14 protein-coding genes are annotated in these 14,550 nt (G+C 63.5%); 9 read left to right on the forward strand and 5 right to left on the reverse strand.

All coding sequences use genetic code 11. The features are described from left to right. Positions 1–24: 24 nt before the first annotated feature. From CPH57_RS08080 to CPH57_RS08100, 5 genes are all read left to right on the forward strand, one after another. Positions 25–1,080 (forward strand): P1 family peptidase, encoded by a 1,056-nt coding sequence (locus CPH57_RS08080; protein ID WP_096242220.1) that lies wholly within the window; start codon positions 25–27, stop codon positions 1,078–1,080. A 15-nt stretch (positions 1,081–1,095) separates the two neighbouring features. After that, on the forward strand, positions 1,096–1,920 hold the full coding sequence (locus tag CPH57_RS08085) for a M55 family metallopeptidase (protein WP_047575890.1): 825 nt from the start codon (positions 1,096–1,098) through the stop codon (positions 1,918–1,920). Positions 1,921–2,121: 201 nt separating this feature from the next. Further along, complete coding sequence (locus tag CPH57_RS08090; RefSeq protein WP_096242221.1) at positions 2,122–4,344, forward strand: molybdopterin cofactor-binding domain-containing protein; 2,223 nt, start codon at positions 2,122–2,124, stop codon at positions 4,342–4,344. Next, on the forward strand, positions 4,344–4,802 hold the full coding sequence (locus CPH57_RS08095; protein ID WP_033650458.1) for a (2Fe-2S)-binding protein: 459 nt from the start codon (positions 4,344–4,346) through the stop codon (positions 4,800–4,802). The genes CPH57_RS08090 and CPH57_RS08095 overlap by 1 nt, the downstream gene beginning before the upstream one ends. Positions 4,803–4,813: 11 nt before the next feature. Further along, positions 4,814–6,118, forward strand: a complete 1,305-nt coding sequence (locus CPH57_RS08100; RefSeq protein ID WP_096242222.1) for a c-type cytochrome — start codon at positions 4,814–4,816, stop codon at positions 6,116–6,118. A gap of 36 nt (positions 6,119–6,154) precedes the next feature. On the opposite strand, the gene CPH57_RS08105 is transcribed toward CPH57_RS08100, so the two are convergent. Together CPH57_RS08105 and CPH57_RS08110 are read right to left on the reverse strand one after the other, a co-directional pair. Next, positions 6,155–7,324 (reverse strand): cupin domain-containing protein, encoded by a 1,170-nt coding sequence (locus tag CPH57_RS08105; RefSeq protein ID WP_042784444.1) that lies wholly within the window; start codon positions 7,322–7,324, stop codon positions 6,155–6,157. Positions 7,325–7,614: 290 nt separating this feature from the next. Continuing rightward, positions 7,615–8,526 (reverse strand): LysR family transcriptional regulator, encoded by a 912-nt coding sequence (locus CPH57_RS08110; protein WP_033643004.1) that lies wholly within the window; start codon positions 8,524–8,526, stop codon positions 7,615–7,617. Between the two features lie 103 nt (positions 8,527–8,629). Here CPH57_RS08110 and CPH57_RS08115 point away from each other — a divergent pair, with 103 nt between their 5' ends. Beyond that, positions 8,630–9,196: a chromate transporter gene (locus CPH57_RS08115; protein ID WP_042785697.1), complete on the forward strand. Its 567-nt coding sequence runs from the start codon at positions 8,630–8,632 to the stop codon at positions 9,194–9,196. Further along, complete coding sequence (locus tag CPH57_RS08120) at positions 9,193–9,714, forward strand: chromate transporter (RefSeq protein WP_033644268.1); 522 nt, start codon at positions 9,193–9,195, stop codon at positions 9,712–9,714. Before CPH57_RS08115 ends, CPH57_RS08120 begins: the two co-directional genes overlap by 4 nt. A gap of 4 nt (positions 9,715–9,718) precedes the next feature. Here the strand turns inward: CPH57_RS08120 and CPH57_RS08125 are convergent, their stop codons facing one another. Further along, positions 9,719–10,072 (reverse strand): protease inhibitor Inh/omp19 family protein, encoded by a 354-nt coding sequence (locus CPH57_RS08125; RefSeq protein ID WP_033650455.1) that lies wholly within the window; start codon positions 10,070–10,072, stop codon positions 9,719–9,721. Between the two features lie 411 nt (positions 10,073–10,483). Here CPH57_RS08125 and CPH57_RS08130 point away from each other — a divergent pair, with 411 nt between their 5' ends. Then, a complete protein-coding gene (locus tag CPH57_RS08130; RefSeq protein WP_096242223.1) occupies positions 10,484–12,100 on the forward strand; it encodes a serralysin family metalloprotease in 1,617 nt (538 codons plus the stop codon). A 41-nt stretch (positions 12,101–12,141) separates the two neighbouring features. On the opposite strand, the gene CPH57_RS08135 is transcribed toward CPH57_RS08130, so the two are convergent. Both CPH57_RS08135 and CPH57_RS08140 read right to left on the reverse strand, forming a co-directional pair. Then, on the reverse strand, positions 12,142–12,792 hold the full coding sequence (locus tag CPH57_RS08135; RefSeq protein WP_047026155.1) for a dihydrofolate reductase family protein: 651 nt from the start codon (positions 12,790–12,792) through the stop codon (positions 12,142–12,144). 69 nt (positions 12,793–12,861) lie between these two features. After that, positions 12,862–13,866, reverse strand: a complete 1,005-nt coding sequence (locus tag CPH57_RS08140) for an alpha/beta fold hydrolase (protein WP_033643009.1) — start codon at positions 13,864–13,866, stop codon at positions 12,862–12,864. Between the two features lie 232 nt (positions 13,867–14,098). Here CPH57_RS08140 and CPH57_RS08145 point away from each other — a divergent pair, with 232 nt between their 5' ends. After that, entirely contained in the window at positions 14,099–14,530 is a 432-nt protein-coding gene (locus CPH57_RS08145; protein ID WP_096242224.1) for a DcrB-related protein, read from the forward strand. Positions 14,531–14,550 lie beyond the last annotated feature (20 nt).

Consider the following 14,550-nt stretch of genomic DNA (forward strand, 5'->3'; position numbering starts at 1 on the left):
GGGCTAACGGCGGATGAGGGAACCATGACAGACAGCCAGGCATTTGAACAACAAAGCCTCGATAATCTGCTGAGCTATTGGCGGCGCCACCGCCGCCTGCCGGGCGCGCGTTATCCGGCCGGCCCGACCGACACCCTGTGCGACGTGCCGGGCGTCAGCGTCGGGCATCACACGCTGGCCGACGGCGAATGTCAGACCGGCGTCACTGCCATCGTGCCGCCGGGCGATCTGTTCAACCAGCCGCTGCCGTGCGGCAGCGCGGTGCTCAACGGCTTCGCCAAGCCGCTTGGGCTGGTGCAGCTGAACGAACTGGGGGTGCTGCAAACGCCGATCCTGCTGAGCAACACCTTCGCGGTCGGCACGCTGTTCAACGCCATGGTGCGGCGCAGCTGCCGGCGCTACCCGCAGATCGGCCGCGGCAGCGCCACCATCAACCCGCTGGTGCTGGAGTGCAACGACGGCTACCTCAACGATATTCAGGCGATGGCGGTGCGTGAGGAACACGTCTTCAGCGCGCTGGAAAACCATTCCACCCGCTTTGCGCGCGGTAGCGTCGGCGCCGGGCGCGGCATGAGCAGTTTCGGCTTGAAAGGGGGCATCGGCACCGCCTCGCGCTATTGCCCGGGGCTCGGCACCACGCTCGGCGTGCTGGTGTTGGCCAACTTCGGCACTCTCGACTCGCTGACGCTGAGCGGCGTGCGCGTCGGCCAGGCGCTGGGCAAGCTGTTGGCGGATCCGCCGCCGCAGGTGGACGCCGGTTCGGTCATCATCATCATCGCCTGCGATCGGGCGCTGGACAGCCGCCAGCTGAACCGCATCGCCCGCCGCGCGGGCGCGGGCCTGGGGCGGGTGGGCAGCCATTGGGGGCACGGCTCCGGCGACATCGCGCTGGCGTTCTCCACTCGGTTACTGGGGGCGACGCTGCCGGACGAACGGCTGGAGCCGCTGTTCGCGGCGGCGGCGGACGCCACCGAATACGCGGTGCTGGATGCGTTGCTCAGCGCCGAAGGCGTCAGCGGCTTCGAGCAGCATGCGCGCGTGGCGCTGGGCCCGCTGCTCGATCGGCTGGCGGCAAATTAAATACAGGAGCCTGATGTGAAAGTCTTTATCTCTGCGGATATCGAGGGGATCGCCGGCGTGATGCGGCCGGAGCAGTGCAACCCGGCCCACGCCGACTATGCGGCGGCGCGCGAGCTGATGGAGCAGGAGGTCAACGCCGCCATCGACGGCGCTTTTGCCGGCGGCGCCACCGAGGTGACGGTGGCCGACAGCCACGCGATGATGCAGAACCTGCGCGCCGAACGCATCGATGCGCGGGCGCGCCTGGTGCAGGGCAAACCGCGCGGGCTGTCGATGGTGGAAGGGCTGCAGCATCAACGTTACGACGGCCTGATGTTTATCGGTTATCACAGCGCCGCCGGCGAGCGCGGCGTGCTGGCGCATACCATCAACGGCCGGGCCTTTTACCGTGTCAGCCTGAACGGCGAGGCGGTAGGCGAAAGCGATCTGTATGCGGCGGCGGCGGCCGAGTTGAACGTGCCGCTGTGGCTGGTGAGCGGTGACGACGAGCTGCAACGCTGGATCGCTGAACGTTATCCGCAATCCGGCTATGTTTGCGTGAAGCGCGCCCTCTCGCAAACCGCCGCCGAATCACTCAGCCCACAGCGGGCGCGCGCCGAGATCCGCGAGCGCGCGATGCAACAGGTGCGCCAGGGCGCCAGACTGCCGGTGGAGCGCCGTTTTATGCCGCCTTACCGGCTGACGCTGATGGCGGCCAAACCGGTGCTGGCGGATCTGTTCAGCCTGGTGCCCGGCGTGGAGCGCCAGGATGCGCTCACCGTGGCCTTCGACAGCGACAACATGGCGGCGCAAATCCGCCTGCTCAGCGTCTTCTCCTATCTGGCGACGACGCAGAGCTGACCCCCGGTGCGGGTTTCCGCCCGCACCGCACGATTCTCCAATAGAAAATCCCTCTTCAACATTAAGCCTACTGGATAATAGGCTACGCTAATTATTGCTCTGTTGTGCTATGTCACCTGACCGGCGCGGCAAGCCATTCCCATAATTAGCGCTGTTTCGCCGTAGGCAGTGACGCCTTCGGTTTTTTTGGAGTCATGAGCAATGAGCATATCCCAAGTTCCGCTTTCGCGGCGGCGGTTTATCGTCGGCGCCGGGGCGTTGGTGATCGGCGCCTATCTGCCGTCCACCGGCGCGCTGGCGCGCTCGAACGCCCCGGCCGCCGCCGGCGCGACGGCGTTTGACGCCAACGCCTTCGTCCAGATCGGCGCCGACGGCATCGTCACCGTCATCAGTAAACACACCGAAGTGGGCCAGGGGGTCTATACCGGCATGGCGACGCTGGTCGCCGAAGAGCTCGACGCCGACTGGGCTCAGGTGCGGGTCGTGGCCGCGCCGGTGGATACCAATATCTACAAAAACCTGGCCTTCGGCTTCCAGGGCACCGGCGGTTCCAGCTCGGTCGCCAATGCCTATGAACAGATGCGGCGCATGGGCGCCATGGCGCGCGCGCTGCTGGTGCAGGCCGCCGCGCAGAGTTGGAAAACCTCCGCGCAGGAAATCACCGTGCAGGCGGGTAAGATCCGCCATGCCGCCAGCGGGCGCGAAGCGGGTTTCGGCGAGTTCGCCGAGTTGGCCGCCACGCTGCCGCCGCCCGATCCCGCCAGCCTGGCGCTGAAGGATCCGGCCAATTTCACCCTGATCGGCAAAACGCGCGGTCTGCACCGCGTCGATTCACTGGCGAAAACCAACGGCAGCGCGCAGTTCTCGCAGGATATCCACGAGCCGGGCATGTTGACCGTCACCATCAAGAAACCGCCGCGTTTCGGCGGCAAGGTGGCGACGTTCGACGCCGAACGTGCGTTGGCGGTGCCGGGCGTGGTGGCGGTGAAACAGGTTGCCACCGGCGTGGCGGTTTACGCCAAAAATACCTGGGCGGCGATCCAGGGGCGGGATCGGCTTAGGGTCACCTGGGACGATGCGCAGGCAGAGCGACGCAACACCGAGGAAATCTACGCCGAGTTCCGCCAGGTGGCGCAGAAAACCGGCGTGGTGGCGAAGAGTCTCGGCAAGCCGGACGAGGTGTTCGACAAGGCCGACAAGGTGATCGAGGCCGAATACACCTTCCCCTACGTCGCTCACGCGCCGATGGAGCCGCTGGACGGCTATCTGTTCTGGGACGGCGAAAGCGTCAAGGCGCGCTACGGCTGCCAAATCCAGACGCTCGACCACAAGCAGCTGTGCGATCTGTTCGAGCTGCCGCCGGAGAAGGTGCAGATTGAAACCATTCTGGCGGGCGGCAGCTTCGGCCGGCGTATCGATCTGGGCAACCCGACGCTGGGGCCGGATCTGGCGGCCGACATGGCGGCGGCCGCCAAGGGCATCGGCCCCGGCCACGGCGTGAAGGTGGTATGGACGCGCGAGGACGACATCCGCAACGGCTGGTATCGCCCGATGATCCTGCACCGCCTGCGCGGCGCCATTCGCGGCGGCAAGGTGGTGGGCTGGACCGATACCGTGGTCGGCCACTCCTGGACGCGCCACAGCGCGATGGATGCGTTGGTGGTCAACGGCCTCGATCAGATGATGGTCGAGGGCGCCAGCGAGGTGCCTTATACCTTCGAAGCCTTCCGCTGCGATGCACATATCGTGCCCGGCAAGGTGCCGACCACCTCGCTGCGGTCGGTCGCCAGCACCCACACCGGCCACGCGGTGGAGAGCTTTATCGATCAACTGCTGCAGGAAACCGGGCAGGATCCGGTCGAAGGGCGGCTGGCGCTGATGGGCGACGCGCCGCGCGCGGCGGGCGTGTTGCGGGCGGTGGCCAAAGCCGCTGATTGGCAGGGCGCCAAGGTGGTGGACGGACGCGCGCGCGGCGTGGGCGTCGCCAAGGCGTTCGATACCTATGTGGCGCAGGTGGCCGAGGTATCGATCGGCGAAGGCGGCATCCCGAAAGTGCATAAAGTGTGGTGCGCGGTGGACTGCGGCGTGGCGGTGAATCCCGATGTGATCCGCGCGCAGATCGAAGGCGGCATCGGCTACGGCCTGAACCTGGCGCTGTACGGCAATATCACGCTGAAAGACGGCGTGGTCGAACAGTCCAACTTCAATAATTTCCGCCCGCTGCGCATCAATGAGATGCCGGAGGTTGAGGTGATCATCGTGCCCTCGACCGAGAAACCGACCGGCGTGGGCGAACTGGGGGTGCCGACCATCGCTCCGGCGGTCGGCAACGCGCTGGCGCTGCTCGGGCGGCCGCGCGCCTCGCTGAGCCTGCCGCTGCATAATCCCACTGCGAATCCGGCGTCTGACAAGGAGAGAACCTGATGATTCATTTAACCGTAAACGAGCAGCCGCTGACCTTCGAGGGCGATCCGCACATGCCGCTGCTGTGGTTTTTGCGTGACGAAGCCGGCCTGACCGGCACCAAGTTCGGCTGCGGCATCGCCATGTGCGGCGCCTGTACCGTGCATCTGGACGGCGTGCCGGTGCGTTCGTGCATGACGCCGGTCTCCGCCGCCGCCGGCAAGAAAATCACCACCATCGAAGCCGTCGGCGCCACGCCGGAAGGCAAGGCGGTGCAGGAAGCCTGGCTCAACCTGGACGTGGTGCAGTGCGGTTACTGCCAGTCCGGCCAGATCATGAGCGCCAGCGCGCTGCTGGCCCAGAGCAAAAACCCGAGCGATGCGGACATTGACGCGGCGATGGGCGGCAACGTCTGCCGCTGCGCCACCTATGTGCGCATTCGCGCCGCCATCCACCAGGCCGCCAAGGCGTTGGGTTAGGGAGAGATGCGATGAGCAACGCCTTGAAAGGGCTGTTATGGCTGATTATCGCCGTGGTGGTGTTGGCGGGAGGATACGCGCTGTACACGCTGCTGCGGCCTGCCGGCGCGGAGCCTGCGGCGCCGATCGCCGGGGCGCCGGCCGGCATGACCGATAAACTGGCGCGCGGCGAATACCTGGCGCGCGCCGCCGACTGTGTGGCGTGCCATACCGCGCCGGGCGGCGCGCCTTATGCGGGCGGCTTCGCCTTTAAACTGCCGTTCGGCACCATTTACGGCACCAACATCACCGCCGACAAGGAGACCGGCATCGGCAACTGGAGCGACGATCAGTTCGTGCGCGCGGTGCGTGAGGGCATCGGCCCGCAGGGTAACCTGTATCCGGCGATGCCGTACACCTCGTACTCCGGGCTGAGCCGCGACGACGTGCTGGCGATCAAGGATTATCTGTTCAGCCTGCCGCCGGTGAAACAGGCCAACCCGCAAAACGATCTGTCGTTCCCGTTCAATCAGCGTTGGGGCATGAAATTCTGGAACCTGGCGTTCTTCCAGGAGCAGCGCTTCGCGCCGGATCTCAACAAGGATGAACAGTGGAATCGCGGCGCCTATCTGGCGACGGCGCTCGGCCACTGCGGCGAGTGCCATACGCCGCGCAATCTGGGGTTCGGCCTTAACCAGAGCAAGCACCTGAGCGGTGAAGTGGTGCAGGGCTGGTTCGCCGCCAACATCACGCCGGACAAACAGACCGGCATCGGCGGCTGGAGCGACCAGCAGCTGTCGCAATATCTGGCCACCGGTCATGCGCCGGGGCGCAGCAGCGCCGCCGGCCCAATGGCGGAAGCGGTGGAAAACAGCCTGCAGTTCCTGACGCCGGAAGATAATCTGGCGCTGGTGAAATACCTGCGCGATATCGAACCGATCGCCGGCGACGGCGCCGCAACGGTGAACTTGCAGCCGAAGGGCGCGGGGGCTTCCACACCGATCCTGCCGGGCGGGCAAAACAGCTCGCTCGGGCGCCGGGTGTTCGCCAACGACTGCAGCGGCTGCCACCAGTGGAACGGGCCGGGCCGCCAGAGTGAGTATGCGTCGCTGGTCGGCAGCACGGCGGTGAACGATCCGCAGGGGCGCAGCGTGGTGCAGGCCATCCTGAAGGGGACAAGCATCAGCGTCGGCGAGCGGCATGAGATGATGCCGGCGTTCGGCAGCGCGTATTCCGACGAGGAAGTGGCGGCGGTCGCCAACTTTGTGGTCGGCCATTTCGGCGACAAGCAGGGCAAGGTCACCGCCAAACAGGTGGCGGAGCAGCGCAAGCAGTAAAGAAAGCGGCGAGGGAGATTCTCCCTCGCCGCGGCGTCAGCGGCTGCGCCGCGACATCACCCGTTTGTCTTTCGGTCTATCCTGCCAGTCCTCAACCTGATTATTGAAGTTGTCCGCCAGCAGGTAGGCCGGGGTTTTCGCCAGCCAGTCGGACAACGAAATATCCTGATAAATGCCGTTGTCCATCACGATCAGTACCTTCAAATCCTCATCGCCGATGTTCTCGATGTAATGGCCGAAGCCCTGCGGCACGTAACCGACGTCCGAAGGGGCGTACTCTTCCGTCTGCGCGTGGCCGTGCGAACTGAACACCGTCATGCGGCCTTTGCCGGCAATATAGTATTGCCATTCGTTGGCATTGGGGTGCCAGTGCAATTCCCGGATTGCGCCGGGTTTCACGATCTCGATGATGCCGGTCATGGTGGTGGAAATGGGAAATTCTTTCGACGACACCAAATGAACGCTGCCGGCGTCATTTTCAAAGAACGGCTTTTGCTTCATTAATTCATAGCGATGGGTCAGCGGGGCGTTATTTAATCCGCCGTCGCTTTTCGGCAATGGCAATGTGGGCGGAACGGCGCCGCCGACAATATAAGCCTCGCCCTGTTTGGCCTTGGAAAATACCGCCGCCGGCATGTCGACGCTTTTTTCCAATACTTCTTTCGGCATATGCGCCACCCAATCGGTAATGCTGAAGGTGCCGAATTCGGAGAAGTGGCCGTTATCAAACGCCAGAATAAAATGCGCGCCGTCCGCCAGCGCCTGAATGGAATGGCCATAGCCTTTCGGGAAATACCAGACGTCGCCGGGGCCGAAGTCCGCCACCTCACATTTGCCTTCGGGATCGAGGATGGTGATGCGCGCATGGCCTTCCAGCATAAACGCCCATTCGGCGGCGATGGCGTGCCAGTGCAGTTCGCGCACGCCGCCCGGCTCCAGCGTCATGTCGACGCCCGCCACGCCTTCGGAGATCGGGAATTGCTCGACGGTGGCTTCGCGCGCCCAACCGTTGGGCAGGCTGCGCTTTTTGCTGTCGGTGAATTTGTATTTATAGAGATGCTGCGCATCGGCAGGCGGCTGATAGCTGCTGGGGGGCACGATATTGCGATGGTCGTCGGCAGCGGCATTTTTGGCGATGCCGCCGATCATGCCGGCGGCGGCCGCGCTGACGGCGGAGACTTTCAATATATCACGACGTGATAGCATAGCGTTTTCTCCAATATAAAACCGTGCGCCTGCAGCAGCAGGCGACAGGGAAGGCGCGATCGCCATTGAAATGATTTTTTGTCATCGGCGGGAATAGGCTGTGACCCTTAAATCCTAGCGGCTGGAATGTATTGCGTAGGCGCTTATTTGTTTGCGTTTGTTACTAAGTGAGAGCGGGTTTAATTAATTAACCGGAAGTTGAATAGTCATGGATTGGAATTAATTTTCACCGCTCACAGGCTTAAATAAATAATAAACGAACGTCATTTTTTATTGGCCGTTCGGGCTTTTTATGACTGCCCCACGGTCTCCAGCACCAACTGACGAAAGCGCTCGACGATCGGCGAAGCCGGGCTGCGGCGCAGCGCCAGGTAAAGCGGGGCGCTGAGCTGCGCTTCTGCGGCGAGAGTGCGGTAGACGATGCCGTCGCCGCCCAGCCGCCGCATGGAACCGGGCACGATTGACACCCCTAATCCGGCGCCCACCAGGCTGAGGGTGGCCGGCAGGCGCGGCGCTTCCTGCACGATGCGCGGGCTGAAACCGGCGCGGTGGCAGGCGGCCAGGATGGCGTCGTACAGCCCCTGGCCGGCCGGGCGGCGATAGAGAATAAACGCCTCGTGGGCCAGTTCGGCCAACGGCAGCGGTTGCTGCGTTTCTTGCGCCAGCCGATGGCCCAGCGGCAGGGCGACGATCATCGGCTCGCTGAGCACCGGCTCGACGCTCAGGCCGGGAATGCCGTTGGCCGGCGAGCGCACGAAGGCCGCGTCGAGGCGCTGTTCCAGCAACGCCTCCATCAGTTCGCCGCTGCCGGCTTCTTCCAGTTGAGTGGTGATGCCCGGCAGGATGTCGCGGTAGCGGCGCAGCAGGTTGGGCACGAACGGGTGCAGCGCGGCGGAACTGGTGAAACCGATGGCGATGTGGCCCTGCTCGCCGCGGGCGGCGCGCTGCACCGCTTCGCGCAGGCGTTCGGCGCGCGCCAGCAGGGCGCGGGCTTCTTCGAACAGCACGCCGCCCGCTTCGGTGACGCGCACGCCGCGCGGCAATCGCTGTAACAACTTCACGCCCAATTCGTCTTCCAACCCCTGCAACAGGCGGGTCAGCGGCGGCTGCTGGATAAACAGCCGCTCGGCGGCGCGGGTGATGTTGCCTTCTTCCACCACGGTGACGAACGCCCGCAGGCGACGCAGTTCAATCATTGCCATACCTCAAAGGTATCTTTCTTTGTTCCGGAATGCATTAGACATCATGGCACGGCGGCGCGCATGATACCAGACATCAAAACAAGCGATGTGGAACGGCAATGTCATGTCAGATATCAATACGTTAAAACCGCACCCGGCGGCAGCGCCGGGCAACGCGGCGCTGTTTTTGGGCTTTCTGTGGCTGGGGCTGATCGGCTTCGGCGGCGTACTGCCGATGGCGCGCAGCATGTTGGTGGAACGCCGGCGCTGGCTGAACGCGGAACAGTTCACCGAGCTGCTCGGCCTGTGCCAGTTTTTGCCCGGCGGCAATGTGATCAACCTGTCGGTGGCGGTGGGGATGGAATTTCGCGGGCTGCGCGGCGCGCTGTGCGCCTTGCTGGGCCTCATCAGCGCGCCGACGGCGATCGTGGTGGGGCTGGGCGTGGTGTACGCCCGCTTCCAAAACGATCCCCATGTGCAGCATGTGTTCGCCGGGCTGGCCGCCGCGGCCGCCGGGCTGCTGCTCTCGACCGGGATCAAGATGCTGCTGCCGCTGCGCGGCAAATGGCCGGCGCTGGCGATCGTCGCGCTGGCGCTGATCGCCATTGCCTGGCTGCGCCTGCCGCTGTTGCCGACCATGCTGGTGCTGGCGCCGCTGAGCATTCTGCTGATGTGGCGGTGGCCGTCATGAGCGGGGTGTTGATGGCGTTGGCGCTGATCTTCACCGAGCTCTCTTTATTGGCGTTCGGCGGTGGCATGACCATTCTGCCGGAGATGCAGCGGCAGGTGGTAGAGGTGCATCAGTGGATGAGCGCCCAGGAGTTCAGCGCGCTGTTCGCCATGGCGCAGGCCGCGCCGGGGCCGAACATGATGATCGTGCCGCTGGTCGGTTGGCACGTGGCCGGCTGGGCGGGGCTGCTGGTTTCTTCGATCGCCAAGTTCGGGCCGTCTTCCATCGTTACGCTATTGGTGATGGGCGCCTGGCGGCGCTTTAAGGATCGTCCGTGGCGCCGCATCGTGCAGGCCGGGCTGGTGCCGCTGACCGTGGGGCTGGTGGTGGCCAGCGGCCTTTTGATCGCCGAGGCTTCCGCGCCCCATTGGCGGCTGGCGGCGATCGTGGCGCTGGCGACGGGATTGAGCATGAGCAAGCGCCTCCATCCGCTGTGGGTGCTGGCGGGCGGCGCGCTGCTCGGCCTGCTGTTTGCCTGAAGGATTAGCGCGGGATCAGCACAAAGCGTGAAGGGCCGTTGCGGTCGATCAGCTCATAGCGCTTCGGCGCGGTCAGGGCCAGAAACGCCACCATGCTCCCTTCAGCGTCGGTCAGCGTCATGCCGTCCGGCGTCGGCCGCCAGGCGACTGGCAGCGCGTGCAGCGCCAGCGGCTGCAGGCACTCGGCGGAGGCGCTGAAGCGGAAAGCGTTGGTGTTGGCTACCGTTTCGTCGCTCAGCTGCACCTCGCAGACGGCTTTACCGTCGCCGATGGCGGCGAGCTGCCAGTCGCCCTTCAGCGCGGCGGGTTCCAGCAACGGCAGTGAACTGCCCAGGGCACTGCTGCACAATACGCTCATAACGACTCCTGTCAGGCTGGCGCGACGCAAGGCGCGCATAAGGAAATGGGTTGGCATCGGGTCACTCCTTTCGGCTGTCCGTTCACACCTTAGCACGTTCCCGGCGGGATGATGAGGCAAGGATTAGGTTTTTTAATCCTCGATTATTCTGATCTAACCGTCGCTAAAAGGCGCGAAAAGACGAGTGATTAACCTGTTATTGCGCTTATTTTTCTCATTAATATAGTGAGAATACAAATTGTTATGGTTATCTCCTTCTTAACGCCCGGCACGGTGAAGCCAGGCTGGGCGGGCTCGCGTCGCCGGAGTGAGTCACTATACTGGTCAATCCTAAGCCTCGGCTTAGATAAGAACGACTGATGAATAGTCTTACAAATCGAGTGGATTCCTAGTGTGTAAAAGGAGAATGCAATGAGCAGTCGCCACAACGACATTTTGCAAGATGATGATGAGTTCACCAGCCTGGCCGCCACATCCCCCAACGATCATAACTATCAGTTTTACTATCACCAGCCCGGCAGCCCCTATGACGGATTGGGCTACGGCGCGCTGTTCACGCTGGACAACGCTAACCTGTACAGCAACCAGCGCGGCGGGGCGGCGATTAATAATTTGGGTAAAATCCGTGATAACTTCAGCTTCGATCGCGCCGCCGATCAGTTGACGCGGCCGGGCCTGACGCACAACGGCGACCAGGTGTATCACCAGCCGGTCGCGCTGACCTATTCCTTCCTGACGCAAAGCGCGCTGAACCGCATCGGCCAGACCGGTGACGGCGACAAGGGGCTGCAGCCGTTGACCCAGGCGGCGCAGGCTCAGGCGCTGAAATCGATGCAGGCGTGGGCCGACGTGGCGAACGTAACCTTCACCGAGGCGGCGTCCACCGATATCAACCACCGCGCGGATATCACCTTCGCTTACTTCACCCAGCGCGCCGACGGCAGCACCGCAGCCGGCAGCGGCCCGAATGCCATCAACGCTTACGCCTATTACCCGCCGAGTTCCAAATCGGGCAGCGATAACGCCTTTGCGGGCACGGTGTGGTTCAACAAAAATTTCGCCACCCATAAGGCGCCGGTTAGCGGCGACTTCAGCAGCCAGACCTTCACCCACGAACTGGGGCATGCCCTGGGGCTGGCGCATCCGGGATCTTATGACGCATCGTTAGGCAACCCGAGTTACCAGAACGACGCGGCTTATTATCAGGATTCGCTGCAATACTCGATCATGAGCTATTTCAACGCCGGTTACACCGGCGCCGACACCAAAGGGGTGTATGGCTATGGGCCGATGGTGGATGACATCGCCGCGATCCAGAAGCTGTACGGCGCCAACATGAACACCCGCACCGGCGACACGGTGTACGGCTTCAACTCCAACACCGGCCGTGATTTCCTGACCGCCACGGCGGACAACGGCAAACCGGTCAACTTCGCGGTGTGGGACGCCGGCGGCAACGACACGCTGGACTTCTCCGGCTACAGCCAGCAGCAGATGATCAACCTGAACGACGGCGCGTTCTCCAGCGTCGGCGGCGGCACGCAGAACGTCGCCATCGCGCGCGGGGCGATCATCGAGAATGCCATCGGCGGCAGCGGGCGCGATCTGATCATCGGCAACGATCAGGACAACCTGCTGGCGGGCAACGCCGGTTCAGACATTCTGTACGGCGGGCGGGGGGCGGACCATCTGTGGGGCGGCAAAGACGCCAACAACTTCACCGACTATTTCGTCTATCTCAACGCCAAAGAGTCGACGGTGGCGGCGTTCGACGTGATTGAAGACTTTGAGCACGGCATCGACAAGATCGATCTCTCCGGCCTGCGCTTCAACAATAGCCTGAGCGAGCTGCGCTTTATCGACAGCGGCAGCGCCTTCAGCGGCCAGAAAGGCGAGATCCAGCTCAACTTCGACGCCTTCAACGGCACCACCGATCTGTTGATGAACACCCAGAGCAACAGCTATGCCGCCGACTTCAAGATCCACGTGGTCGGGCAGGTGGAGCAGAGCGATATTTTGTTTGCCTGAGGTGAGGAAGGGGAAGAGAAAAGGGCCGACCGGCCCTTTTTTTACGACTGGGCCGCCGCGGCGCTTTCCGCCACGAAAGAGCCGGTTTTCACCGCGCCAGCGCGGCGGTAGTGAGCCACAATGACGCCGCCGGGCGAGACCACCGAGTGGGTCAGCGTGAAGGCCGCCGGCGCCGCGTTGTCATCGAACAGCCGCTTGCCGCCGCCGAGCAGCACCGGGTAGGTGAGCAAGCGCAGTTCATCCACCAGATCGTTGGCCAGCAGCTGTTGCATCAGCGTGCTGCTGCCCTGCACCAGCAGCACCGGCCCCTGGGTGCGCTTCAGCTCACGCAGCCGGGCGAGGATGTCTTGCCCCAGCCACTGGCTGTTCTCCCACGTCAGCGTCTCGCCGTGGTGGGTGGCGACGTACTTGGTCGCCTGATTGAACACGCGGGCGATATCGGCGGAAAACGGGTCGGCCTCGTCGGTGATATGCGGCCAGTAGCCGGCGAAGATATCGTAGGTGCGCCGCCCGAGCAGCAGATCGAAAGGCGCAGAGAAAAGTTCGCCCATCGTTTCCGCGACGGCGTCATCCCAGTAGGGGGCGGTCCAGCCGCCGAAGCGAAAGCCGCCGCTGCGGTCTTCGTCCTGCCCGCCGGGCGCCTGCATCACGCCGTCGAGGCTGACGAACGCGCTGGCAATAATCTGTCGCATGGCTGTCTCCTGCAATTGAGTGCCAGCTGAAAGTTTAGCCGCCGCGCGCCGGCTGCGCCAACCGGCCGCTCAGGGTTGCAGCGCCTTGAGCAACGCCTGATGGAAGCGCGCCGGCTCCTCCATTTGCGGCGCATGGCCCAGCCCGGCGAATTCGATCAGCGTGGCGTGCGGGATCAGTTTCGCCGCCTGCTTGCCCAGCACCGCGTAGTGCCCGATCTTGGCCTTGACCGCCGGCGGGGCGATATCGCTGCCGATGGCGGTGGTGTCGGCGGTGCCGATCATCAGCGTGGTGGGCGTTTGCAGATCCTTGAACTCGTAATACACCGGCTGGGTGAAGATCATGTCGTAGATCAGCGCCGAGTTCCACGCCACCAGGCGGTGGCCCGGCCCGTTGTTCAGCCCGGCCAGCATATCCACCCAGCGATCGTACTCCGGCTTCCAGCGGCCGCCGTAGTAGGTGCGCTGCTCATAGTTGCGGATGCCCTCGGCGGTGGTGTTCAGCTCGCGCTCGAACCACCGATCGACGCTGCGCCACGGTACGCCTTTCGCCTTCCAGTCCTCGAGGCCGATCGGGTTGATCATCACCAGCCGTTCCACCGCTTGCGGATACATCAGGCTGTAGCGCGTGGCCAGCATGCCGCCGGTGGAGTGGCCGATGACGATGGCCTTGCTGATGTTCAGATTCTGCAGCAGGCCGTGGGTATTTTGCGCCAGCTGTTGGAAGCTGTACTGGTAATGCGCCGGCTTGGTGGAGGAGCAAAAACCGATTTGATCGGGCGCGATGACGCGGTAACCGGCCTTGCTCAGCGCCTTGATGGTGTCCTGCCAGGTGGCGGCGCAGAAGTTTTTACCGTGCAGCAGCAGCGCGGTGCGGCCGTTGGCGGCGCCTTCCGGCGGCACGTCCATATAGCCCATTTTTAACGGCTGCCCCTGCGAGGTGAAGCTGAATTGTTGCAACGGGTAGGGGTAGTGAAAGCCCTGCAGCTCCGGGCCGAATTTCGGCGTTTCGGCAGCGCCGGCGGTGAACGCGGCCAACGTGGCGCACAGCAGCGCGCGGCGGGTTAATCTCAGCATCCTGATCTCCTGAAAAGGGCGATAGCCGAGTATAGCCACAATCGGCGCGCTGGCGCGCCAGTGGTTTCAGATAATTCTGTAATATTACGGTTTGATTCCCGGCAAGATTCCGACAACGGTCTTTTTCACAGTGAACGGGGTCACGCCGTGCAACATTCGCAGTATCTGATGGTTTTATTTCAAGGCTAAGTTATGCGATGCTTAAGCATTATTTATGCAAAAGGATCCTCGCATGTCCGCTTTATCCCGCTGCGCTTTCAGCGAAGGCAGCGTCGCTTTGCCGGAAGGCTATGCCGATCGCACCGTCAACGTGCTGTTGGCCGGTGATGATGTTTCCCCCTCAGTCAATATTTCCCGCGATGCGCTGCAGCCGGCGGAGAATCTGGAAGGCTACGTCACCCGCCAGCTCGATGCGCTGGCGCAGGGGCTGAAAGGTTGGGCGTTCAAAAGCCGCGAGCCGGCGACGCTGGGTGACGGGCTGGCCGCCGGTGAATGGGTGCGCGCCAGCTACCTGCGCGACGGCAAACGCATCTGGCAAAACCAGGCGGTGTTCGCGCTGGCGGAAGGCCGGGTGCTGGTGTTCACCCTGGCGATGGCGCGCAAGCTGACGCCGCAAGACGACGCGCTGCTGTTGCAGGTGCTGAGCAGCTACCGGGCGGCCTAACGATGAACTCTTTGCGTAAA

The sequence above is a fragment of the Serratia sp. JKS000199 genome, assembly GCF_900215455.1.
In the GTDB taxonomy this organism is placed as follows: domain Bacteria; phylum Pseudomonadota; class Gammaproteobacteria; order Enterobacterales; family Enterobacteriaceae; genus Serratia; species Serratia ureilytica.

Excerpts from the sequence above, each read along its gene's own strand:
- CPH57_RS08080 (WP_096242220.1), top strand. The coding sequence starts at position 25 with ATGACAGACAGCCAGGCATTTGAACAACAAAGCCTCGATAATCTGCTG.
- CPH57_RS08090 (WP_096242221.1), top strand. The coding sequence starts at position 2,122 with ATGAGCATATCCCAAGTTCCGCTTTCGCGGCGGCGGTTTATCGTCGGC.
- CPH57_RS08095 (WP_033650458.1), top strand. The coding sequence starts at position 4,344 with ATGATTCATTTAACCGTAAACGAGCAGCCGCTGACCTTCGAGGGCGAT.
- CPH57_RS08100 (WP_096242222.1), top strand. The coding sequence starts at position 4,814 with ATGAGCAACGCCTTGAAAGGGCTGTTATGGCTGATTATCGCCGTGGTG.
- CPH57_RS08105 (WP_042784444.1), bottom strand. The coding sequence starts at position 7,324 with ATGCTATCACGTCGTGATATATTGAAAGTCTCCGCCGTCAGCGCGGCC.
- CPH57_RS08110 (WP_033643004.1), bottom strand. The coding sequence starts at position 8,526 with ATGGCAATGATTGAACTGCGTCGCCTGCGGGCGTTCGTCACCGTGGTG.
- CPH57_RS08115 (WP_042785697.1), top strand. The coding sequence starts at position 8,630 with ATGTCAGATATCAATACGTTAAAACCGCACCCGGCGGCAGCGCCGGGC.
- CPH57_RS08120 (WP_033644268.1), top strand. The coding sequence starts at position 9,193 with ATGAGCGGGGTGTTGATGGCGTTGGCGCTGATCTTCACCGAGCTCTCT.
- CPH57_RS08125 (WP_033650455.1), bottom strand. The coding sequence starts at position 10,072 with ATGAGCGTATTGTGCAGCAGTGCCCTGGGCAGTTCACTGCCGTTGCTG.
- CPH57_RS08130 (WP_096242223.1), top strand. The coding sequence starts at position 10,484 with ATGAGCAGTCGCCACAACGACATTTTGCAAGATGATGATGAGTTCACC.
- CPH57_RS08135 (WP_047026155.1), bottom strand. The coding sequence starts at position 12,792 with ATGCGACAGATTATTGCCAGCGCGTTCGTCAGCCTCGACGGCGTGATG.
- CPH57_RS08140 (WP_033643009.1), bottom strand. The coding sequence starts at position 13,866 with ATGCTGAGATTAACCCGCCGCGCGCTGCTGTGCGCCACGTTGGCCGCG.
- CPH57_RS08145 (WP_096242224.1), top strand. The coding sequence starts at position 14,099 with ATGTCCGCTTTATCCCGCTGCGCTTTCAGCGAAGGCAGCGTCGCTTTG.